Origin of the sequence: Adlercreutzia sp. ZJ473 (assembly GCF_013185065.1) — a bacterium.
GTDB lineage: Bacteria > Actinomycetota > Coriobacteriia > Coriobacteriales > Eggerthellaceae > CAAEEV01.
This window is the reverse complement of sequence record NZ_JAAVTO010000001.1, coordinates 60,829-84,311: the sequence shown is the minus strand read 5'-3', so window position 1 is coordinate 84,311 and position 23,483 is coordinate 60,829. Positions and strand designations below refer to the sequence as shown.

At 67.0% G+C, this 23,483-nt stretch carries 16 protein-coding genes; 11 read left to right on the top strand and 5 right to left on the bottom strand.

The genetic code is table 11. The annotated features are described in order from the left end of the window. Positions 1-291: 291 nt before the first annotated feature. The 3 genes from HRL41_RS00395 to HRL41_RS00385 are packed head-to-tail and all read right to left on the bottom strand — an operon-like array spanning position 292 to position 4,204. Positions 292-1,155, bottom strand: a complete 864-nt coding sequence (locus tag HRL41_RS00395) for a DmsC/YnfH family molybdoenzyme membrane anchor subunit (RefSeq protein WP_172135004.1) — start codon at positions 1,153-1,155, stop codon at positions 292-294. 1 nt (position 1,156) lies between these two features. After that, on the bottom strand, positions 1,157-1,777 hold the full coding sequence (locus HRL41_RS00390) for a 4Fe-4S dicluster domain-containing protein (RefSeq protein ID WP_172135003.1): 621 nt from the start codon (positions 1,775-1,777) through the stop codon (positions 1,157-1,159). Between the two features lie 30 nt (positions 1,778-1,807). After that, positions 1,808-4,204: a DMSO/selenate family reductase complex A subunit gene (locus tag HRL41_RS00385; protein WP_172135002.1), complete on the bottom strand. Its 2,397-nt coding sequence runs from the start codon at positions 4,202-4,204 to the stop codon at positions 1,808-1,810. Between the two features lie 259 nt (positions 4,205-4,463). On the opposite strand from HRL41_RS00385, the gene HRL41_RS00380 reads away from it, so the two are divergent. From HRL41_RS00380 to HRL41_RS00370, 3 genes are all read left to right on the top strand, one after another. After that, positions 4,464-6,125, top strand: coding sequence for a LuxR C-terminal-related transcriptional regulator (locus tag HRL41_RS00380; RefSeq protein WP_172135001.1), 1,662 nt, complete (start codon positions 4,464-4,466; stop codon positions 6,123-6,125). Positions 6,126-6,305: 180 nt separating this feature from the next. Continuing rightward, positions 6,306-6,668 (top strand): type II toxin-antitoxin system RelE/ParE family toxin, encoded by a 363-nt coding sequence (locus HRL41_RS00375; RefSeq protein ID WP_172135000.1) that lies wholly within the window; start codon positions 6,306-6,308, stop codon positions 6,666-6,668. Continuing rightward, the gene (locus HRL41_RS00370; RefSeq protein WP_371808772.1) at positions 6,652-6,927 is read left to right on the top strand and encodes a helix-turn-helix domain-containing protein; all 276 of its coding nucleotides are present in this window, start codon (positions 6,652-6,654) and stop codon (positions 6,925-6,927) included. The genes HRL41_RS00375 and HRL41_RS00370 overlap by 17 nt, the downstream gene beginning before the upstream one ends. A 546-nt stretch (positions 6,928-7,473) precedes the next feature. Here the strand turns inward: HRL41_RS00370 and nifJ are convergent. Beyond that, positions 7,474-11,013 carry a pyruvate:ferredoxin (flavodoxin) oxidoreductase gene (gene nifJ, locus HRL41_RS00365; protein WP_172134999.1) on the bottom strand — a complete coding sequence of 1,180 codons (3,540 nt, stop codon included), beginning with the start codon at positions 11,011-11,013 and terminating at the stop codon, positions 7,474-7,476. 507 nt (positions 11,014-11,520) lie between these two features. On the opposite strand from nifJ, the gene HRL41_RS00360 reads away from it, so the two are divergent. The 8 genes from HRL41_RS00360 (at position 11,521) to HRL41_RS00325 (ending at position 22,109) form a co-directional block, all read left to right on the top strand. Next, the gene (locus HRL41_RS00360; protein ID WP_172134998.1) at positions 11,521-13,134 is read left to right on the top strand and encodes an ABC transporter substrate-binding protein; all 1,614 of its coding nucleotides are present in this window, start codon (positions 11,521-11,523) and stop codon (positions 13,132-13,134) included. Positions 13,135-13,239: 105 nt separating this feature from the next. Next, positions 13,240-14,145 carry a GDSL-type esterase/lipase family protein gene (locus HRL41_RS00355; RefSeq protein WP_172134997.1) on the top strand — a complete coding sequence of 302 codons (906 nt, stop codon included), beginning with the start codon at positions 13,240-13,242 and terminating at the stop codon, positions 14,143-14,145. A 244-nt stretch (positions 14,146-14,389) separates the two neighbouring features. Next, positions 14,390-15,346: an ABC transporter permease gene (locus HRL41_RS00350; protein WP_165171204.1), complete on the top strand. Its 957-nt coding sequence runs from the start codon at positions 14,390-14,392 to the stop codon at positions 15,344-15,346. Positions 15,347-15,350: 4 nt separating this feature from the next. Continuing rightward, a complete protein-coding gene (locus tag HRL41_RS00345) occupies positions 15,351-17,372 on the top strand; it encodes a dipeptide/oligopeptide/nickel ABC transporter permease/ATP-binding protein (RefSeq protein ID WP_172134996.1) in 2,022 nt (673 codons plus the stop codon). After that, on the top strand, positions 17,372-18,229 hold the full coding sequence (locus HRL41_RS00340) for an ABC transporter ATP-binding protein (RefSeq protein WP_165171208.1): 858 nt from the start codon (positions 17,372-17,374) through the stop codon (positions 18,227-18,229). The genes HRL41_RS00345 and HRL41_RS00340 overlap by 1 nt, the downstream gene beginning before the upstream one ends. A gap of 143 nt (positions 18,230-18,372) precedes the next feature. Then, positions 18,373-19,323 (top strand): dihydrodipicolinate synthase family protein, encoded by a 951-nt coding sequence (locus tag HRL41_RS00335; RefSeq protein WP_165171210.1) that lies wholly within the window; start codon positions 18,373-18,375, stop codon positions 19,321-19,323. 87 nt (positions 19,324-19,410) lie between these two features. Further along, positions 19,411-20,652 (top strand): AGE family epimerase/isomerase, encoded by a 1,242-nt coding sequence (locus HRL41_RS00330; RefSeq protein WP_172134995.1) that lies wholly within the window; start codon positions 19,411-19,413, stop codon positions 20,650-20,652. Positions 20,653-20,732: 80 nt separating this feature from the next. Further along, a complete protein-coding gene (locus HRL41_RS00325) occupies positions 20,733-22,109 on the top strand; it encodes an ROK family protein (protein WP_172134994.1) in 1,377 nt (458 codons plus the stop codon). Between the two features lie 134 nt (positions 22,110-22,243). Here HRL41_RS00325 and nagA read toward each other — a convergent pair whose 3' ends face one another. Next, positions 22,244-23,392, bottom strand: coding sequence for an N-acetylglucosamine-6-phosphate deacetylase (gene nagA, locus HRL41_RS00320; protein WP_172134993.1), 1,149 nt, complete (start codon positions 23,390-23,392; stop codon positions 22,244-22,246). Between the last annotated feature and the right edge of the window lie 91 nt (positions 23,393-23,483).

Below are 23,483 nucleotides of genomic sequence, written 5' to 3'. Positions count from 1 at the left end.
CAGCCTGCCGGTGTGGACGCAGCCCGGCAAGCTGCAGGCAAAACCGCAGGTCCGCTTCACGTCAAGCAGCCGCGCATGCGGCTCGGGAAGCCCCGATGGTATCAGATCGCGGCTTTCTCGCCCCTTCCTTCGCAAACTCTCCGACAACGAGCCGACAACGAGCGAAGCGAGGTGCGCCGACGTCGACGCACCCCGCCCTCGAGCAGCAGGACCCAAGCCCGCCGCCCCGCTTGGCCGAGGTCGGAGACAGCAGGATGCGCTCCCGCCGCCTCGGCCAACCCCGCGCAGGCCCTAGAACACGTACAGGCCGACCGACAGGGACATGGCGTAGAACGCCAGGCGCGCGCACAGGATGCCGACGACCGCCAGCGCGCAGGCTGCGGCACCCAGGGTGAGCGGACGCTGCGCGCGCAGCGCCAGCACCGTGCACGCGCAGGCCGCGATGATCCCCACGACGCCCGCGCCGATGAGGGGCGCGGCCGCAGCCACCAGGTCAGAGCCGAGGGTGAGGGCGTTCTGCAGCCCCGAGGCGGTCACGGCCTGCCCGGCCAAGCCCGCGATGCCGAACGCCGCACCCGAGACCGACACGACCAGGATCGCCTTCTTGGCCGGCTTGAGCGCCTCGGCGTCAAGACCGCCGAGGGCGAGCACCAGCACGCCCGCCGCGGCGCCGCCCACCAGGGCGAAGTTGACCATCTGGAGGGGCGAGAACACCGTGTCCCACGAGGGGATGGTGCCCATCATGTACGCCAAGCCCATGAACAGGGCGTACACCACGGCCAGCGCGGCCACGGCGGCGCTGAGCCCGCGCCGCGCGCCCGCGGGGAGCTTGCCGGCAACCGCCAGCGCCCAGTAGACGACGGCCGTCACCGTGAACACGCAGCCCACGGCAATTTCGTTGGACAGCGGCGAGCGGCCCACGCCCGCAAACACCTGCGGGGCGTTCATGACGTTGGCCAGGTGGAAGAACGCCGCGATGAAGCTCACCAGGATGAGGGCCAGCGGGATCGCCGTCATCTTGTCGATCTTGCCCAGCTGCTCAGCGCTCGGCTTCGTGGTGGCAAGCGCCACGGCCAGCGTGACGAACGCGCCCGCGCCGATGGCGGACAGCGTAGTGAACAGCGCCAGCGGCATTTCGGCGAGTACGGCCTCCATGCTACATCACCTCCAGGGGGTTCGCGACCTTCGCGTCCATGTCGCCCGCAGGCTTCGCGTCCGCAGAGGGCTTGATATACAGGTTGGGCTCGGTATAGGCGGGCTCGGGCAGAGGCGCGATGTTGCCGCGCTCGCCCTTCTCGGCCATCTCCTCGACGGTGCCGAAGTCGAGGGCGCGCGCCGGGCACGCCTTCACGCACACCGGCTTCTCGCCGACGGCCAGGAACTCGGCGCAGCCGTCGCACTTCACCGAGTGCCCCTTGGCGCGGTCCACCTTCGGGGCGTTGTAGGGGCAGGCCATGTGGCAGTAGCCGCAGCCGATGCACTTGTCGGCGTCGACGCTCACCAGCCCCCGCTCGGCGTCCTTGCCCATGGCGCCCGTGGGGCACACCTCCACGCACGCCGGCTTGTCGCAGTGGTTGCACGACATGGACAGCGCGTAGCTCACGCACGAGGTGGTGAAGCAGCCGTCCGCGCCGACGGTCGTCTCGCCGAGCGTCACCTCGTACACCTTGCGGAACGCGATGCCCAGGTCGAGGTCCTTGTAGTCCTTGCAGGCCATCTCGCAGGTCTTGCAGCCCGTGCAGCGAGTGCCGTCAAAGTAAAACGCATGCTGAGTCATGTTTGTTGCCTCCTTCTCCTACTCGCTGCCCTACGCCTTGGCCACTTCGCAGATGTTGCTGTGCTGGGGGTTGCTCTTGGAAAGGGGCGAGGGGCGCTGCGTGGTCAGCGTGTTGATGCAGCCGCCCTTGTCGATGCGGTCGCCGAACATGTCCGCGTCATGCCATGCCCCCTGGGCCATGGCAACGGTGCCGGGGACGATGCGAGGCGTCACCTTGGCGGAGATCTCCATCTCGCCGAACTCGTTCCGGACGCGGACCTTGTCCCCGGAGACGATGCCCCGAGCTGCGGCGTCGGCAGGATTGATCCAGACCTCCTGGGGATTCACCTCCTTGAGGGCGTCGATGCTGCCCCACGAGGAGTGGATGCGGCCGCGGTAGTGGAAGCCCATGAGCGCGAGGGGATGCTCGTCCGTCACGGTCTCGACGCCGTGCCACTCAGGTATGTAGGCCGGGATGGGCAGGACGATCTCGCCTTCGGCAAACTCCCACGTGTCAATCGCCTCGGCTATCTTCTGCGAGTAGATCTCGAACTTGCCTGACGGGGTCCCGATCTGAGTGCCTTCGGGATCGGCGATGAACTTCTTCATGGCTATGGCCCCGGGGCTTTCCCTCTTGTACGTGCCCGCCTTCATCAGCTCGTCGTACGGCGGGAGCTTGCCGTCCTTCTCCTGGTCGGCCTCGTAAAGGCTGCGAATCCACTCCTCCTGCGTCTTGCCCTGGGTGAACTCGTCTTTCACCCCGAGCTTCTCGGCGAGCATCGCGCACACGTCATAGGCCGTCTTGCGCTCGAACTTGGGGGACGTGCAGGGCTGGGCCGTGACGATGTAGGCCGTGTTGCTCCCCGTGCTCGCCAGGGAGACCTGCTCGGACCTGAAGAGGTCGGGCAGCAGGATGTCGGAGTACTTGGCAGAGTCGCACATCACCGTGTCGAAGCCGAGGATGAACTCGCACTTGCTCTCGTCAGAGAGGATGTCGTGCGCCTTGTTGATGTCGGAATGCTGGTTGGTCAGGCAGTTGCCCGCGTAGTTGACCATGAACTTGATGTTGCTCGACAGGCGGGCCGCGCCGCGGACCCCGTCCTTCGTCGCCGTCATGTCAACGCCGTGGTCGATGGCATCGGTGAACAGGAAGCACGAGATGGACGCCTTGACCGGGTTCTTTCCCGAGGGGAAGTTCGAGAGCGGGACGCTGAAGCGGCTCTCCCTGTTGCCGTTGTTCGTCCCCGGCTTGCCAACCTGGCCGACGAGGAACGGAAGGAGGCAGATGGCCCAGAAGTTCCACTCGCCGTTGGAGCGGCGCTGCGGACCCCAGCCCTGGACCACGTACAGAGGGCTCGCCGTCGCGATCTCCTGGGCGAGCTGGCGAATGGTGTCGGGCGAGATGCCCGTGATGGGGGCGGCCCACTCAGGAGTCTTCTCCGTCATGTCGTAGCCCGTGCCGAGGACGTAGTCCTTGTAGCTCAGGTGCTTGCCGCGAAGCTCCTCCGGCATGCTCTCCTCGTCGAAGCCCGAGCAGTACTTGTGGAGGAAGTCGACGTCGACCAGGTCTTTCTTGATGAGCTCATGGGCGATGGCCGCCACGAGCGCCGCATCGGTGCCTGGGTTGATGGGCGGCCACTGGTCGGAGTGACCGGTGATGGAGTCGTTGAAGCGCGGGTCGATCAGGATGATCTTGCCCTTCGTCTTCTCTCGCAGCTGGACGAAGTCGTAATGGGTGTGCAGGCCTCCCTGGCGCGTCTCCGTCGGGCTGCTTCCGAAGACCAGGACCAGCTCGGCGTCTTCCGCCGTCTTGAGGGCGCTGCCCCCTCCCGCGGTCCCGAAGATGGTGCCCTGCATGTAGGCGAGCTGGCCTGCGCTGTAGCTGCCGTAGCTGTCAAGGAAGCCGCCGCAGAGGTTGAGAAGGCGCTGGAACGGCTGTCCCGTCGTCACGCCCTCGACGCCCGTGGCGTAGGCGATGTACACCGCCTCGTTGCCGTAGGCGTCGATGATTCGCTTGAGCTCAGACGCGATGGTATCGATAGCCTCGTCCCAGCTGATGCGCTCGAACTTGCCCTCGCCGCGCTTCCCGACCCGCTTGAGGGGATAGCTGAGCCTGTCGGGGCTGTTCATCCAGCGACGATAGGTTCTCCCCCTCAGGCAGGCGCGCGCCTGGTGGTCGTCGAAGTCCGCGTCGGAAGACGTGTCCGTGTCAACCCAGACTATCTCGTCGTTCTTGACGTGGAACTTGAGCGGGCACCTGCTGGGGCAGTTGATGGCGCAGTGGCCCCACGTCACCTTCTCCTGCATCTCGGCGTGCGCCTCGGCCACGCCCTCGCCGAAGAGCGCGTCGGTTGCGGCGAGGCCGCCTCCGGCCACCGCAAGCGCCCCGAGCGCTCCGCCCGTCTTCAGAAACGTGCGGCGGCTTAGGTTAGAAAAGCCATTCTCCATAGCGTTCCCTCCTCTTTCCTCTTGATCACTGATCCTCGAGCGCGGCCCGCGCGCCCAGACCAACGGCGCCACGATACGCCCCAAAGCCCGACCGCCCGTCACATACTATGTGTGATATTTGCAAAGTCGCAGGTCATACGCTGTATATCCCCAGTTGCGCATATAGGGTGAATAAACGGCGGGGCCCCTTGCCACGCCGCGCGTTCGGTATACTGGCTGTCATACCGTCATGCCCGAGACGAGCCGGGAGAGGTGATTCGTGAACGCAGCCAGCGTACTCAGCGTGCTCAAGCCGAGCGTCACCTCGCTCGGCTACGCGCTCTTCCTGGCCGTCAACGCCGCCGGCGTGTGGGGCGGCGTGTTCCCGTTCCTCCCCATGGACTTCCAGACCCACGAGATCGTGCTCCGGTTCTTCCTCGCGCAGTCGCTCACGTTCGCGGCGAGCTTTTTGGCGAGCGCCGTGGGCGTGTACTTTCTGCCCGGCCCCACGCGCACGTTCCTCGTGAAGCTCACGAGCGCGCCCTACGCGGCCGGCTGGGCGGCGCTCATCGCCGCCATCTACCTGGACGACTTCGCGCTGGAGCTCGTCACCTTGGGCGGCGCCTTGCTCGGGCTGGGCTCGGCTGGGTTCTACATGCTGTGGCAGCGCCTGTTCGCCAGCCAAGACCCCGAGAGCGGCACGCGTGACCTCGTGACGGGCAGCGCCTACGCAGCGCTTATGTACTTCTCGCTCTACCTCATCCCCCAGGCGGTGACGGCCTTCCTCATTCCGCTCGTGTTCCTGCCGCTGTTCGGCCTGTGCATCGCGCTGAGAAGCCGCGAGATAACGCTCGACCAGCCCATGTTCGAGGACGTGCCCCGCGAGCACCCGCAGGTGTACCGCCGCATCCTGCGCGACTTCTGGCGCAGCGCGCTGTCGGTGGGCACGCTCGGGTTCTGCGCCGGCGTCATGCGCTCGCTTGCCGTGGCCGACCCCCAGGTGGGGTCGCTCGTGAACATCATGTCGATGGCGGGCATGCTCGTGGCCGCGCTGGCGCTCCTGTTCGCCTGGCGCTTCCGCAACGTGCACCTGAACGTCATCGGCATGTACCGCATGGCGTTCCCGTTCATCGTCACGTCGTTCCTGCTGCTGCCGCTTCTGCCGGGCGCGTACCAGCGCGGGCTCGCGGCGGTGCTCTACGCCGCCTACAGCGCGGCCCTCATGATCATGATGATCCAGAGCGCGCAGGTGTCGCGCGACCGCGGCGTGAACCCCGTGTTCGTCTACGGCTTCTTCGGCGCCGTAGTCTACGCGCTGCACGACATCGGGTTCGTCGGCGGCACGTTCGCCGAGGCCGCCTCCTTCATCGGCGTGTCGCCCGACGCCCTAGTGGCGCTTGTGGCGCTCTACCTGCTCGGGATCATGCACTTCGTGGGGTCAGGCGGGTTCGCGCACGCCGCCGCCCGCGAGGCCGCCGACATCGAGTTCATGGCCCTGAGCACGCCCGAGCCCGCCCGCAAGGCCGCAGAGGCGAAAGCAGGAGCGGCGAAGGGGGCTGGGGCGAAAAAGGACGCGGCGAAGGAGCGCGCGGCGAAGGGAAGCGAAGCGGCAAGAAGGCTCGAGGCGGGGCGCAAGCTCGCAGCGGCGCAGAGGCCGCCCGCCGAAGCATCCCCCGCCCCGTCTGCGCCGCACGACGAGCTCGGCCCCGACCGCATCGCCGCCCAGGCCCAGGCGCTGCGCGAGCACTACCGCCTCACCGCGCGCGAAGCCGAGATCATGGAGCTCATCGCCCGCGGCAACACCGTGGCGCGCATCGCCGAGATGCTCGTGGTGTCCGAGAACACGGTGCGCACCCACTCCAAGCGCATCTACGTCAAGCTCGACATCCACAAGAAGCAGGAGCTCGTCGACCTCATCGACACCTTCGCCCCCGCCCGCTGAGTGCCTTTCGGCGGAGAACTGGGAAACACCCTCCCTTCGATTCAATTATCCCTCAACGAGCCCTTCCATTTAAAACATTCGTTCGCTATAATATAAAACAGATGTTTGATCAATCACAAGGAAACACTCGATGCTTCTATCTCATGCATAGCATTTTTGCTATACTCAAAGGAGGCCGACGTGAACGAGTATCACGTCGTGTTCTACGCGACGAGCACGGGTAAGGAACCTGCCAAGGAGTTTATCGAGAGCCTTCCGACGAGAGCCAAGGCGAAAGCCCTCCGCGACCTAAGCCTGCTCCAAGAGGTAGGACCTGGCTTGCGGGAGCCGTTCTCCAAGCATATGGCCGACGGGGTTTTCGAGCTTCGCGTCAACGCAGGAGGCGATGCAGCGCGCATGTTCTACTTTTTCTTTTCGGGGCAACAGATCGTCATCACGAATGGCTTTCTCAAGAAAACCCAGAAGACTCCCCCGCGTGAGCTGGCAAGAGCCCTCAAGTACAAGAAGGACTGGGAGGTGAGGCACCGTGGCAACGTCTCTTGACGAGTACCTCGACGAGTGCATGAGCGATTCCTCGTTCGCCGAGGAATGGGAGCGCCTTAGCCCCGAATACGAGATAATCCGCGCCGTCGTAAACGCGCGCGAGAGCAGCGGGCTCACGCAGAAGGAGCTTGCCGCACGCTGCGGCATGACGCAAAGCGCCCTCAGCCGACTGGAGACGGGCGGATCGAGCCCCACCGTAAAGACGCTGCAGCAGCTCGCGAAGGGACTGGGCAAGAAGCTCGAGATCAGATTCGTGTAGCGGAAGCGCCGCCAGCCGGCATCAGGCGAAAAGACCGCCAGTCGGAGGCGAAAAAGCACGAGACGCCCCCGTCGCCACGACACCAAAGACAGCCGAGAAGCCGAAACCGTGAGAGCGGGTTGACCCGATCACTTCGACAAGATGTAGCGAGTGCTCTTGCCTGCTCCGATGCGATCAACCGCGCACTTTCCCGCACTTTCCCGCACTTTCCCGCAGTTCCTGCGATTCGCTCTCGGCAAATACGTCATTCCGATGGAAGATGAGCTTGGCTCCGTCAGACGTACGCGCGCACTCGACACGCACGCCGAAGGCCTCTCTTCGCTGATGGAATTATACTCCGCGTCGCCATTCACATGTCGAGGCAAGGGCCGCATTCGCCAACGAGGCAACGGAGCCGAAGCTCATGCCAAGCCGCTCTCCAAGGCGAGCCTCGGCGAAAAAGAAGGGAGCCCCGCATGTGGCGGGACTCCCTGATCGAGCGGGGCGGCAGGGGCGGCGGGCTGCATGCCCGCTGCCCCGCCCCGCTTCGCCAGCGTCAGCGGCCTCTTACGCGTCGGCGTAGAGGTCCTTGAGCTTCACCAGGTGCTCGTAGCGCTCCACGGCAGCCTGCTCGTTGCGCTCGAAGAGCTCCTGCGCGCGCTCGGGGAACTCGCGCGTCAGGCGGCTGTAGCGGGCCTCGTTCATGAGGAACTCGCGGTAGCCGCCAGCCGGCTCCTTGGAGTCGAGCGTGAACTTCTTGCCCGCGGGCGCCGCCGGGTTGAAGCGGTACAGGTTCCAATAGCCGCACTCCACCGCGCGCTTCATCTCCTCCTGGCAGTTCTTCATGCCGCCCTTGATGGAGTGCATCTCGCACGGCGAGTAGCCGATGATGAGCGACGGGCCCGGATACGCCTCGGCCTCCTGGATGGCCTTGAGCGTCTGGGCCGGCTTCGCGCCCATGGCGACCTGCGCCACGTACACGTAGCCGTAGGCCATGGCGATCTCGGCGAGGCTCTTCTTCTTGATGTCCTTGCCGGAGGCGGCGAACTGCGCCACCTGGCCGATGTTGGACGCCTTGGACGCCTGGCCGCCGGTGTTGGAGTACACCTCGGTGTCGAACACGAACACGTTCACGTCCTCGCCCGACGCCAGCACGTGGTCGAGTCCGCCGTAGCCGATGTCGTACGCCCAGCCGTCGCCGCCGAAGATCCAGACGCTCTTCTTCGCCAGGTACTCCTTGTCCGCGAGGATCTCGGGGGCCGTGGGGCAGCCCGCCTCAGCCGCGGCCTCAAGCGCCGGGATGAGCGCGCGGGCGGCTTCGGCGTTGGCCGCGCCGTCCTCGAGCGTGTCCACGTACGTCGCGATGAGCTCGCGCGTGGCCTCGGGCGTCGCCTCGGCGGCGGCCATGTCGCGCAGCTTCGCCACAAGGCGCGTGCGCACGGCCTCATGCCCGAGCAGCATGCCCAGCCCATGCTCGGCGTTGTCCTCGAACAGCGAGTTGCTCCACGCCGGGCCGTGGCCGTCCTTGTTCACCGTGTAGGGCGAGGTGGCCGCCGGGCCGCCCCAGATCGACGAGCAGCCGGTGGCGTTGGCCACGAACATGCGGTCGCCGAACAGCTGCGTGACCAGGCGCGCGTACGACGTCTCCGCGCAGCCCGCGCAGGAGCCGGAGAACTCGAGCAGCGGCTGCTTGAACTGGCTGCCCTTGAGGCTCGCGTCCGCGAGCTCCGGCTTGTCGGAGACGTTCGCCACGCAGTAGTCGAAGGCCTCCTGCTGGGGCAGCTCGCCCTCGACGGGCACCATGGCGAGCGAGTTGGTGGGGCACACGCCGATGCACACGCCGCAGCCCATGCAGTCGAGCGGCGAGATGGCGAGCGTGTAGGTGAGGCCCTTCGCCGCCTTGCCCTTGGCGGCCACGAGCTTGGCGGCCTCAGGGGCGCTGGCAGCCTCGTCGTCGGTCAGCGCGAACGGGCGGATGGTGGCGTGCGGGCAGACGAAGGAGCACTGGTTGCACTGGATGCAGGTGGAGGCGTCCCACGTGGGCACCGTCACGGCCACGCCGCGCTTCTCGTAGGCGGCCGCGCCCTGCTCGAACTGGCCGTCCACGTGGTCCATGAAGGCCGACACCGGCAGCGCGTCGCCGTTCATGCGGCCCACCGGCTCCATGATCTCGGTGACCATGCGCACGAGCTCCGGGCGGCCCGACAGCGCGGGGGCCTCGCCCGCGTCGGCGGCGTCGGCCCAGGCGGCCGGCACCTCGACGCGCACGGCGGCGGTGGCGCCGGCGTCGATCGCGCGGTGGTTCATGTCGACCACGTCCTGGCCCTTCTTCAGGTAGGACTTCGTGGCCGCGTCCTTCATGTAGCGGATGGCGTCCTCCTGCGGCATGACGCCCGCGAGCGTGAAGAACGCGGACTGCAGGATGGTGTTGGTGCGCTTGCCCATGCCGATCTCGATGGCCAGGTCGATGGCGTTGATGGTGTAGAGCTTGACGTCGTTGGCGGCGATGTAGCGCTTCGCCTCGGCGCTCAGGTGGTGCTCGAGCTCCTCAGGCGTCCACTGGCAGTTGATGAGGAAGATGCCGCCCGGCTTCACGTCCTTCACAATGGGGAAGTTCTTCGTGATGTAGGACGGGTTGTGGCACGCCACGAAGTCGGCCTTGTTCACGTAGTAGGGGCTCTTGATGGGGGCGTCGCCGAAGCGCAGGTGCGAGATGGTCACGCCGCCGGTCTTCTTCGAGTCGTACTGGAAGTACGCCTGCACGTACTTGTCGGTGTGGTCGCCAATGATCTTGATGGAGTTCTTGTTGGCGCCCACCGTGCCGTCGCCGCCGAGGCCCCAGAACTTGCACTCGATGGTGCCGGGGGCCGCGGTGTTCGGCGAGGGAACCTCGGGGAGCGACAGGTTGGTCACGTCGTCGACGATGCCGATGGTGAACTCGCGGCGCGGCGCGTCCTGGGCGAGCTCGGCGTACACGGCGAACACGCTCGACGGCGGGGTGTCCTTGCTGCCGAGGCCGTAGCGGCCGCCCACCACGGTGAGGCCGGTGACGCCCTCCACGGCCAGCGCGTTCACCACGTCCATGTAGAGCGGCTCGCCCACGCTGCCGGGCTCCTTGGTGCGGTCCAGAACGGCGATCTTCTTCACCGTCGAGGGCAGCGCGGCCACGAACTTGTCGGTCACGAACGGGCGGTACAGGCGCACCTTCACGAGGCCGACCTTCTCGCCCTGGGCGGTGAGGTAGTCGATGACCTCCTCGGCCACGTCGCAGATGGAGCCCATGGCCACGATCACGCGCTCGGCGTCGGGCGCGCCGTAGTAGTTGAACAGCTCGTAGCTGGTGCCGAGCTTGGCGTTCACCTGGTGCATGTAGTCCTCCACCACGGCGGGCAGCGCGTCGTACGTGGAGTTGCACGCCTCGCGGTGCTGGAAGAAGATGTCGCCGTTCTCGTGGGAGCCGCGCATGGCCGGGCGCTCGGGGTTCAGCGCGTGCTCGCGGAAGGCGCGCACCGCGTCCATGTCGCACATCTCGGCCAGGTCGTCGTAGTCCCACACGGCGATCTTCTGGATCTCGTGGGAGGTGCGGAAGCCGTCGAAGAAGTTGATGAAGGGGACCTTGCCCTTGATGGCGGAAAGGTGCGCCACGGCGGACAGGTCCATGACCTCCTGGACGTTGGTCTCGGCGAGCATCGCGAAGCCCGTCTGGCGGCACGCCATGACGTCGGAGTGGTCGCCGAAGATGTTGAGCGCGTGCGTGGCCACCGTGCGCGCGCTCACGTGGAACACGCTCGGCAGCTGCTCGGCCGCGATCTTGTACATGTTGGGGATCATGAGGAGCAGGCCCTGGGAAGCCGTGTAGGTGGTGGTGAAGGCACCTGCCGCCAGCGACCCGTGCACCGCGCCCGCGGCGCCCCCCTCGGACTGCATCTCGCACACCTTGACGGTGGTGCCGAAGATGTTCTTCTTGCCCTGCGCCGCCCACTGGTCGACGTAGTCGGCCATGGGGCTGGAAGGCGTGATGGGATAGATGCCCGCAACCTCGGTGAACGCGTAGGAGACGTACGCCGCCGCGTTGTTGCCATCCATCGACTTGAGTTCTCTCGTCATTTACCTCTCCTTCGAAGGGGGGACCTGTGCCTATCGGGAAAAGCCGGGCGACCGGGTCGGCGAGGCCGAGAGGGCCGCATGCGGCTTGGGCTTCCTCGACGAACAGAAATACGCCGTCCATGATACCAGCCACGCGCAAGGCGCGCGCGGCGCGGGAGGGCAAAAGGGCGCCCGCAGAAGGCGCGTATTCGGTAAGTGGGACGCCGCGCTCGCCCCGCGCGGGGCGAGCGGCAGCGCAAGCGGGGCGGGCGGGACGGGGCGCAAGGGACGAAGGCCGACCGGGAGCACGCGCGCCATCAGCGGGAACAACGCCCCGCCAGCCGCCTCGCCGCTGCGTGAGAGCCGCTCCGCGGGAAGGCGGACGGGCGGCGTCGAGCATTATTTCGCCGCTTTGCTTTATTTTGCAACGGTTTTCGCCCATAATATAGTTATCGCGCGCGCGAACCCAATAGCCCGTGCATGCGATGCGGGGCTGGCGCCCCGCCGACTCACAAGTTGGAGGGAATTATGGAACAGGTTAATCTGACTCGCCGTGGTTTCTTGGCAGGCACGGCGGCGACCGGTGCCCTCGCGGCGCTCACCCTGAGCGGCTGCGGTGGCGGCGGCGAGGAGAAGAAGCCCGCTGAGAGCAGCGCGGCCGAAGCCCAGGGTGGTGGTACCATCACGGCTGCCTGCAGCTACAAGAACTCGAACTACAACCCCGTCGGCGCGAGCTCCGCTCTGATGCTCCCCGCCATCCAGCACTGCCTCGAGGGCCTCTACGAGCTCGACTACTTCACCGGCAAGGTGAACGCCGCCCTGGCCGCCGGCGAGCCCACCGAGGTCTCCAAGACCGAGTACGAAGTGAAGCTGCGCGAGGGCGCCAAGTACAGCGACGGCAACGCCGTGACCGCTGCTGACGTCGTCGCCTGCGTCGAGGCCAACAAGGCCAACGCCACCTACGCCGACATGCTGTCCTTCATCGAGGCCGCCGAGGCCAAGGACGACACCACCGTCACCTTCAAGCTCGGCTACGAGTTCATCGACAGCGCCAACCTGCTCAAGGAGCGCCTGTCGCTGGTCCGCGTGTTCCCGGCCTCCGAGATCACCACCGAGCCCATGAAGACCCCGGCCACCGGCTCCGGCCCGTGGATGTGGGGCAAGTGCGACGGCGAGGACGGCGGCGCGCTGAACTTCACCCCGAACCCGAACTACAACGGCGCCACCCCCGCCAGCGCCGACGCCATGGAGTGGCTCGTCCGCGTTGACAACACCGCCCGCGTCACCGCCCTGCAGGAGGGCACCGCGGTTGCCGGCGAGAACATCCCGTTCGACAACGTCGACCAGCTCGTCAACGCCGGCGTCACCGTCGAGAGCGTGCCCAGCTACGGCATCGGCTTCCTCATGTTCAACACGCAGAAGGAGCCCTTCAACGACAAGCGCGTGCGCCAGGCGTTCTTCTATGCCATCGACTACGACAAGATCATCTCCAACCAGCTCGGCGGCACTGCTGACAAGATCACGTCCTACCTGCCCGAGTCCAACCCGGCCTACCACAAGGCCTCCACGGTCTACACCTATGACCCGGAGAAGGCCAAGGCCCTGCTCAAGGAAGCCGGCCAGGAGAGCATGAAGGTCACCCTGCTCGTCATCGACAACTGGATCAAGAGCATCTCCAACCAGATCCAGCAGGACCTGCTCGCCGTGGGCATCGACTGCACCCTCGACGTCCAGGCTGCCCCCTACCCGACGATGGCCCCCTCGCCGACCGACGAGGTCCTGCCCTTCGACGTGTTCCTGGCCCCCGGCGACGTGAGCTGCTTCGGCACCAACGCTGACGTGCACCTGTCCTGGTTCTACGGCCAGAACACCGACTGGGCCCAGGGTCGTTCCTGCTGGGCCAAGTGCGGCGACGGCAAGTGCGAGGAGTTCAACGGCTACCTCATGGACGCCCGCAAGGCCACCGACGAGGCCGCCCGCCAGGACGCGTGGAACAAGTGCTTCGACCTCATCTCCGAGGAAGTGCCGCTGTACCCGCTGTTCCACAAGCAGGTTACCACCGGCTGGTGGGACGAGAAGATCGAGGGCTTCGAGCCTAGCCCGACCACCGGCCTGTACTTCCAGAACGCTTCGCTCAAGTAGGCACGCCCTCGCTTGACGCAGCGCCTGCAAGCGCATCGGAAGCCCGCCTCACCCGAGGCGGGCTTCTTTTTAACGAGACACTCGAGGACAGGAGACTGATTCACCATGACGCGTCTTTTCTCCGTTTACGGCGATTCCATCAGCTCGTTCGAAGGCGCGCTGCCCGAGGGCTGGCGCGTGTTCTACGAGGGCGAGCAGCGCGCGGCGACCGGCGTCGACTCCGTCGCCGACACCTGGTGGGGCCAGGTCATAGGCCACTTCGAAGGGGAGCTCCTCGCCAACGCGGCCTGGTCGGGCTGCGTGGTCGAGGGCACGGAGTTCCCCGTCGGCGCGAGCGCGGAGCGCATCGCGGCGCTTGCGCGGGACGGGCGGGCCCCCGACGACATCATCGTGCACATCGGCATCAACGACTACGGCTGGGGCTCGGGCGACGCGCAGATCGCCGCAGCCACGCCGTCCGCGCCGCCCAAGCTCGCCGCAGCCTGCCCCTACCACGGCCGCGAGGCCGGCATGGCGCCCGAGGGCGCCGTCGCGAACTTCGCCGCGTCGTACGGCCGCATGGTCGACCAGATGCGGGAGAGGTGGCCCGAGGCGCGCATCTGGGTGTCCACGCTTCTGCCGGGGCGCGTGGCCGGGGCGCGCCGCCCCACCTCGCCGCGCTACTTCCGCGGCGTGTGCGTCGACGAGTACAACGACGCCATCCGCGCCGTCGCGGCGGCGCGCGAGGGCTGCTACCTGGTCGACATGGCCGCGTTCGGCTTCGACTACGACGCCATAGACGGCACGCACCCCACCGCCAAGGGCATGAGGCAGATGGCCGCCCTGTTCATCCGCGGCATGGAGCAGGCGTGCGCCGAGCTTCCCCGCACGCCGTACGCGGGGGCCGACCTCCTCACCGAGGACATGCGCAGCGCGGAGTTCTGCACGAGGCCCTGCGTCGGCTGCGAGCACGCGCGCGGCACGGGCAACAGCTGGTGGCACGTGTGCGAGAGGCAGCTCGCCGACGCCTAGCGCGCCCGCGCGGCGCCTGCCGCCTCGCGACAGCCTGGCAGCCGCCCGGTGCCGGCGGAACGTCAACGGGGACGCGGCTTGCGCCCCCGTTGACTTGCCCTTTACTTTCCCGAAAAAAACACGGTTTCTCCCCTTATAATGGAAGATGGCTATTTCTATTGAGACGTCGGACCAGGGGAGCTCTTTCAGAAAGGCCGTCTACAGGAAAGAGGGCTCGTCAGAGCCGAAACGAAAGGAGGATTCAGTGAACAATCTCTTACGATTGATCGGCAACCGCCTCATCTGGCTACCGATCATGATATTTGGTGTCACCGTCCTCGTGTTCTTCCTCATGTCGCTCTCGCCTATCGACCAGGCCTACTCGGCGCTCGGCGAGAACGCGGCGCCCGAGCAGCTCGAGGCCTACCGCGAGTCGCACGGCCTCAACGACCCGACCGTCGTGCAGTACGGCCGCTACATGGCCGGCTTCTTCCAGGGCGACCTGGGCACCTACGGCGCGGCGAGCCAGTCGGTGGCAGACCGCATCGCGCAGGCCCTGCCCGTCACGCTGCAGCTGGGCTTCTTCGGCTTCATCATCGCGATCATCCTCTCGGCCATCCTGGGCGTCGTCTCGGCCCTGTACCGCGACCGCTGGCCCGACCAGGTCATCCGCGTGTTCTCGATCGCGTGCATCGCGACGCCGTCGTTCTGGCTCTCGGTGCTGTTCATCCTCCTGTTCTCGTCCACCTTGCACCTGCTGCCCGCATCGGGTCCGCTTCCCCCGCTCCTCGAGGACCCCGCCGGATGGCTCGCCCGCATGGCCATGCCCGGCGTCGCGCTCGCGGTTCCCCTGACCGGCCAGATGACGCGCATCATCCGCACCTCGATGGTCGAGGAGCTTGACAAGGACTACGTGCGCACCGCGCGCGGCTTCGGCATTCCCTACGGCACCGTCGTCGCCCGCAACGTGCTGCGCAACGCCCTCATCACGCCCGTCACCGTGCTCGGCCTCAAGTTCGGCTACATGATCGGCGGCGCCGTGGTCCTCGAGGTCATCTTCGCCCTGCCCGGCATGGGCATGGCCATCCTCTCGGGCGTCACATCGAACTACGTCATGTTGGTACAGGGTGTCGTCCTCGTGGTCGCCATCACGTTCATCATCGTGAACGTGATCGTCGACATGCTCTACATCCTGATCGATCCGCGAATCAGGACGGTGTAGCGCTATGGTACAGCTTCGTGGAAACCTCACCAAGAAACTCGAGGACAACGCTGGCAAGGTCCGCTTCCGCCGCTGGAAGGCCATGACCATCGGCGCGCGCATCTCGCTCGTGATCCTCATCCTCATCATCCTCATGGCGCTGCTGGCCGACTTCATCGCGCCGTACGACCCGCTGGCCATCTACACGGCCCGCACGCCCCCCAACGCCGACTTCCTCTTCGGCACCGACGACAAGGGCCGCGACGTCCTGTCGCGCATCATGTGCGGTGCGAAGTACTCGCTGGCCATCGGCCTGGGCGCCACGACGTTCGCGCTCGTGGTGGGCTCCGTCATCGGCGCCATCGCCGCCGTGGTGCGCCCGCACATCTCCAACGTCATCATGCGCATCCTCGACATCATCATGTCGTTCCCGGGCATCGCCCTGGCCGCCACCTTCATCGTGGTGTTCGGCAACAGCGTGCCCTCGCTCATCTTCGCGATCGGCTTTCTGTACATCCCGCAGATCGCGCGCATCGTGAGGGCGAACGTCATGAGCGAGTACAACCAGGACTACGTCCGCGCGGCCATCGTGTCCGGCGCGCACGCGCCGTGGATCCTCACCAAGCACGTGGTGCGCAACTGCATCGCGCCCGTGCTCGTGTTCACCATCGTGCTCGTGGCTGACGCCATCGTGTTCGAGGCGTCCCTGTCGTTCATCTCGGCGGGCATCCCCGAGCCGACGCCCACCTGGGGCAACATCCTCGCCGACGCGCGCAACGGCGTGTTGGCCGGCCGCTGGTGGCAGGCGCTGTTCCCCGGCATCGCCATCATGGTCACGGTGCTCTGCCTGAACATCGTGTCCGAGGGCATCACCGACGCCATGGCCGCCCCCAAGAGCGCCGTGAAGCTCACCGAGTCCGACCTCAAGACCGACCGCGAGGCCGATCGCCTGGTCGCCGACCCGAAGCTCGCCTACGCCGCTCAGGCTGACATGCTCGAGAAGCGCCTCGCCCGCCTGAAGGAGATGGAGGGCATCCGCAACGACCGCTTCGAGGCGCGCACCGACGTGCCGCCCATCCTCGAGGTCAAGGACCTCTGCATCAAGTTCCCGCGCCACGGCGACGTGAACGTGGTGGACCACGTGAGCTTCGTGGTGCGCCCGCGCCAGTCGATGGGCCTCGTGGGCGAGTCCGGCTGCGGCAAGTCCATCACCTCGCTGGCCATCATGGGCCTGCTCGACCCCAAGGCCGAGATCTCCGGCGAGATCCTCTACGACGGCAAGAACCTGCTCACCATGACGCAGAAGGAGATCAACGAGCTGCGCGGCAAGGAGATCTCCATGGTCTACCAGGACGCGCTGTCCTCGCTCAACCCGTCCATGCTCATCAAGACGCAGATGAAGCAGCTCACCTCCCGCGGCGGCACCCGCACGGCCGAGGACCTGCTCGAGCTCGTGGGCCTCGACCCGAAGCGCACGCTCGGCTCCTACCCGCATGAGCTCTCCGGCGGCCAGCGCCAGCGCGTGCTCATCGCCATGGCGCTCACGCGCGACCCGAAGCTCGTCATCGCCGACGAGCCCACCACCGCCCTCGACGTGACGGTGCAGAAGCAGGTCGTCGACCTGCTGAACCGCCTGCAGCACGAGCTCGGCTTCGCCATGGTGTTCGTGAGCCATGACCTCGCGCTCGTCGCCGAGGTGGCGAACTCCATCACCGTCATGTACGCCGGCCAGGTCGTGGAGCAGGGCCCGGTGAAGGACATCCTCACCCACCCCATCCACGAGTACACCCGCGGCCTTCTGGGCTCAGTGCTCTCCATCGAGGCCGGCGGCGACCGCCTGCACCAGGTCCCGGGCTCGGTCCCGTCTCCGAAGGACTTCCCCGAGGGCGACCGCTTCACCCCACGCTCGAGCCATCCCGACAAGGTCTCCCAGATCCGCCCGGTGCTCAAGCGCTACCTCCAGACCGACCACTACTACGCCGAGCTGCCTGACAGCGAGCTTGCACGCCTCGGCATCGAGCCTTACGTGAAGGGAGGTGTCGAGTAATGACCGAGGAGATCAAAGCCGAGGCCGTCGAGACGAAGGCTTCCGACGAGCAGACTCCCATCATCTTCCTTGACGACGTGAAGGTGACCTTCAAGACCCGCACGGGCTCCATCCTGCACCCCAACAAGGTCCAGGCCGTGCGCGGCCTCACGCTCAAGCTCATGCCCGGCGAGACCATCGGCATCGTCGGCGAGTCCGGCTGCGGCAAGTCCACCACGGCGAACGTGATGTGCGGCTTGCAGAAGCCCACCGAGGGCCGCGTGTTCTTCAAGGGCAAGGACGTCACGCACCGCACCGCGGCCGACCGCCGCACCATCGGCCGCGTGATCTCGGTGGTGTTCCAGGACCCGGCGACGGCCCTGAACGCCCGCATGACCGTCCACGACCAGCTCATGGATCCGATGAACCTGCACAAGGTGGGCACCCCCGCCGAGCGCGAGGCGCGCGTCCACGAGCTCATCGGCATGGTCGGCCTGCCCGAGAGCGTGCTCGAGGCGCTGCCCGGCCAGATGTCCGGCGGCCAGCGCCAGCGCGTGGCCATCGCCCGCGCCCTGTCGCTCAAGCCCGACGCCATCATCGCCGACGAGCCCACCAGCGCCCTCGACGTGTCCGTGCGCGCGCAGATCCTGAACCTGCTCATGGACCTCAAGAAGGAGCTGGGCCTGGCCATGGTGTTCATCAGCCATGACATCCAGACCGTGCGCTACATCTCCGACCGCATCATCGTGATGAACGGCGGCCTCGCGGTCGAGGTGGGCACGTCCGAGCAGGTCTTCAACAACCCGAAGGACGACTACACGCGCCTGCTTCTGGGCGCCGCCCCGTCGCTGCTCCATCCCGACCTGGGCAAGAAGTAGACCCTTCGACATGACGACGAGAGAGGAGGCTTCCGACTGCGTTGGGGGCCTCCTTTTTTCCTTGACCCCACCACCTGAACCATCTATAGTTTGTCGCTATAGTTTGTCTCGCCGGGACCTAAACTTCGAAGAGAAGGTGTGCTATGGAAACCTCAAAGATCCGGGGCGTCATACCCCCTGTCATCATTCCGCTCACTGAGAAGAAGTCGCTCGACCTCGATGCTTTCAACCGGTCGGTCAACCGCATGATCGACGCGGGCGTCGACGGCCTGTTCTTCCTCGGCTCGAGCGGCGAGGTGGCGTTTCTGACCGACGCGCAGCGCTACCACGTGCTGCAGGAGGCCGTCGCCATCGTCAACGGGCGCGTCCCCGTGCTGGCCGGCATCGTCGACATGGAGACCATGCGCGTCGTGGACCAGGCCAAGCGCGCCGCGGGCTTCGGCGTCGACGCGCTCGTGGCCACGGCGCCCTTCTACGCGCTCGGCGGCCCGAAGGAGACGGAGCGCCACTTCCGCGCCATCCGCGAGTACACCGACCTGCCGCTGTTCGCCTACGACCTGCCCGTGTGCGTGCACACCAAGCTCGACCCGAGCATGCTGGTGCGCCTGGGGTGCGACGGCGTGCTGCAGGGCGTGAAGGACTCCTCGGGCGACGACGTCAGCTTCCGCTGGCTCATGCTCGAGAACGAGGACGCGGGGCATCCCCTGCAGCTGCTCACCGGGCACGAGGTCGTCGTCGACGGCGCGTATCTGGGCGGCGCCGACGGCTCGGTGCCGGGGCTCGCGAACGTCGACCCCTACAGCTACGTGGAGCAGTGGCGCGCCGCGCAGGCGGGTGACTGGGAGCGCGTGAAGGAGCTCCAGGACCACCTGGCGCGCCTCATGTTCGTCACGCGCCACGTGAGGGCCACCGTGGGCTTCGGCGCGGGCGTGGGCGCCTTCAAGACGGCGCTGTGGCAGATGGGCGTGTTCAACACCAACCAGATGCGCGAGCCCGTCCAGCCGCTCAAGGGCGACGACGTGGAGGGCATCGTGGCCATCCTCAAGCGGGAGGGCATGATGGACCCCGACGCGCCCGTGCGCACCACCTACTAGGAGCACGACGCAGCACGACGCGAAGACCGCCGGGGCGCCGTGGGGCGCCCCGCAGACCAGGCAACGCACTTAACGTGAGGAGGGCCATTGACTGCTGAGGACATCACGAGGCTCGCGGAGGCGCGCGAGTGGATCCGCACGGAGCTGAACACCAGCGTCAGCTTCTGGCTTGAGCACGGCATGGACGCCGAGAACGGCGGCGTGTACACCTGCCTCGACCGCGCGGGAGCGGTCTACTCCACCGACAAGAGCGTGTGGATGCAGGGGCGCTGCGGCTGGACGTTCTCCTACCTCGCCCACCTGTACGGCGAGGAGGCGCCCGCATGGCTCGACACCGGCAAGGCCGACTGGCTCGCCGCCGCCAAGAGCAGCATCGACTTTCTGGAGGACCACTGCATCAACCACGACGCGGGCGGGCGCCTGTACTTCACGGTGACGGCTGAGGGCGCGCCCTTGCGCCAGCGCCGCTACTGCTTCTCCGAGGGCTTCTACTGCATCGCCAACGCCGAGTACTACGGCGTCACGGGCTCGCCTGAGCACCTCGAGCGCGCGCGGCGCGCGTACCGGCTGGTCTACGAGCTGAACAACGGCCTCATCGAGGACCCCGCGGGGCTCGGCCCCAAGACCATCGCGGCCACGCGCTCGGGCTACGCGCTCGGCGACCCGATGATCTTCCTCAACATCATCGGCATCATGCGCCGGGTCGACCCGGCCCACGCCGACGAGTACGACCGGCACGCGCGCGAGTGCACCGACCGCATCGTGAGCTTCCACTACCGCCCCGAGCTCGGCTGCACGCTCGAGAGCGTGAACGCCCAGGGCGAGCCCGAGCTGTGGTACACGGCGGGGCGCGTGGTGAACCCCGGGCACGACATCGAGTGCAGCTGGTTCATGATGGACGAGGCGAACTACCGCGGCGACGAGGAGCTGCACGCCACGGCCGAGGACATCTTCCGCCTGGCCATCGAGGCCGGCTGGGACGAGGAGTACGGCGGGCTCCTGTACTTCATCGACGCCAAGGGCCTGCCGCCCGAGGCGTACGAGCACGACATGAAGCTGTGGTGGCCCCACAACGAGATCATGATCGCCGCGTCGAAGGCGTACCGCGACACGCGCGACCCGTACTTCCTGGAGTGGTTCTTCAAGACGCTCGACTACGCGCGCGAGCACTTCGCCGACCCGGAGTACGGCGAGTGGTACGGCTATCTGCGCCGCGACGGCAAGCCCACCATGCCCTCCACGAAGGGCTCCACGTTCAAGGGCCCCTTCCACGTGCCGCGCGCCCTGGCCATGACCGAGCGCATCCTGACCGAGATCCTGGAGGGCTAGCCGGCCCCGCGAGGGCCGGCCTCCCCACGAGAACCGGCCCTCCCCACCCCTTGCAAACGCTTCTCCGAGAAAGGAAGAACATGAGCAACTACCTGGGCATCGAGTATTCCGTCGAGAACATGCCCGTCCTGGATGGCGACTACGTCCCCTTCGGCGTGTGGATGCGCGAGTACCTCAAAGGCGCCACGCACCCCGTCAAGGTGGCCGTCGAGCGCGAGGACGGCCTGATCTCCGTGCGCGAGAGCGCGATCCGCGGCGGCGAGTTCGCCGAGGCCAACCTGCGCTACGTCGAGCGCCTCATCAAGTTCTCGCTGTGGAGCATCGGCGGCTTCAAGGTCTACGTCTGCGGCTGCGACGACATCGCCGAGAAGATCGCCGCCATGTACAGCCCGCAGGGAGAGCGCGCCTTCGACCACGGCTTCGTGGACGACCTCTACGAGAAGGACCTCGAGGTGGTGGCGGTGTCCGAGGCTGACTTCCCCGCCGCCAACGAGGCCCCCAAGGCCATCGGCGGGCACACCGAGGGCTGCCGCATCGGCTTCGACGCGGGCGGCTCCGACCGCAAGGTGTCGGCCGTCATCGACGGCGAGTCGGTGTACTCCGAGGAGGTCGTGTGGTTCCCCAAGGTCACCGAGGACCCCACCTACCACTTCAACGAGATCGTGACCGCCTTCAAGACGGCCGCCTCCAAGATGCCGCGCGTCGACGCCATCGGCGTGTCCTCCGCGGGCGACTACGTGAACAACCAGCCCATGGTGGCGTCGCTGTTCATCAAGGTGCCGCGCGAGCGCCGCGAGGAGGTCAAGAGCATCTACACGCGCGCCGCCGCCGAGATCGGCGACGTGCCGCTCGTGGTGGCCAACGACGGCGACGTGACGGCGCTGGCGGGCTTCATGTCCACCGGCAAGGGCAACATCCTCGGCATCGCCATGGGCACGTCCGAGGCCGTGGGCTACGTGAACGCCGAGGGCAACGTGCTCGGCTGGATCAACGAGCTGGCCTTCGCGCCGGTCGACCTCGCGCCCACCGCGATGCAGGACGAGTGGTCGGGCGACTTCGGCGTGGGCTGCAAGTACTTCAGCCAGGACTGCGTGATCAAGTTGGCGCCGGCCGCGGGCATCGAGCTTGACCCCGAGCTCTCCCCCGCCGAGAAGCTGAAGGTGGTCCAGGGCCTGGCCAACGAGGGGCATGCCGGCGCGCTCGACATCTTCCGCTCCGTCGGCGTGTACCTGGCGCACACCCTCGTGCTGTACAGCGCCTTCTACGAGATCGACACGCTGCTGATCCTGGGTCGCGTGACCTCGGGCGTCGGCGGGGACCTCATCATCAGCGAGTGCAACCGCGTGCTGGGAGAGGAGCACCCCGAGCTGGCGGCGAAGGTGAACGTGACGCTGCCCGACGAGATGATGCGCCGGGTCGGCCAGTCCGTGGCCGCCGCCTCCCTCCCCGAGCTGTAAGGACGAGGCCCGCGCAAGAGGCCCGCGCAAGGCTGAGAGGCCCTGCGAACGAAGAGAGGACCCTCCTTCTGGGGGGTCCTCTCGTTTTCCGGGAAGCCTTCCCGCGGCGCGCGCCGCCGTGCGCCGCAGCGGCCCTACAGCGCCTTGCCGCGGAGGATGACCTGCTTCACCTCGAGCGTCTCCTGGTCGAGCAGGACGGCGTTGGCGACCGCCCCTGCGCCTAAGGTGCCGTAGCGGCCCTCCAACCCCAAGGCGCGCGCCGGGTTGGCCGCAGCGGCCTTCACAGCGCTTGCGAGCGGTATCTGCATGTCATGCACCGCGACGTAGAGGCAGCGCATGAGGTCGCTCACCGAGCCGGCGAGCGCGCCGTTGTCGATGCGCGCCTCAAAGCCCTTCACCGTGACGTCCTGCCCGCCGAGGTCGTACACCCCGTCGGGCATGCCCGCGGCGCGCAGCGTGTCCGAGACCAGGATCATGCGGTCGTCGCCGAACAGGTTGAACGCCAGGCGCACCATGGCCGGGTGGATGTGCACGCCGTCGGCGATGATCTCAGCCGTCACGTCGTCGCGCTCGGCCGCCGCCGGGATGGGGCCGGGCTTGCGGTGGTGCATGGAGTTCATGGCGTTGTACAGGTGCGTGAGGTGCCGCGCGCCCTTCTCGAAGGCGAGCGCGGCCGTGTCGTAGTCGGCGCAGGTGTGCGCGAGCGAGACGCGCACCTCGCCCCCCAGCTCCTCGACGAACTCCATGGCGCCGGGCTCCTCAGGCGCAATGTCGACCAGCTTGATGAGACCGCCGGACGCCTCCTGGAGGCGGCGAAACATCGCCGCGTCGGGGACGTGCACGTACTCGGGGTTCTGCGCCCCCACCTTCGAGGGCGAGATGAAGGGGCCCTCCATGTTGACGCCCACGAGCTCGGCCTCGTCGTCAGCCGGCTCGAAGGCCGCCGCGACGCCCAGCGCGTGTCCGAGGATCTCCTCGGACAGCGTCATGGTGGCCGGGCACATGGCGCCGATGCCGCGCGACGCCTCGTAGGCGCCCATCGCGTGCAGCCCGCCGTCGTCGCCGTCTGACACGTCGCCGCCCGCGGCGCCGTGGAAGTGCAGGTCCACCAAGCCGGGGATCACGTAGCAGCCGGCGGCGTCGATGACGTCGCCCTCGCTGTCCGCGCCCGCGCCCGCAGTGCCGGCAGCCGCGTCCGCCTCGGCGAACACGCCGCCTGAGATGAGCACGTCACGCGCGACGAACCCCTCGCCGTCAAACGCCAAGCCGTTCTTGATTATCATGGGCACGTCCTTTCCAGCCACCTATGTTGAACAAAAGTCAGCGAGAAGCCCTGAGGTGCTTCGGATAGCCCCGCCTTGGGGCCAAGTGGGC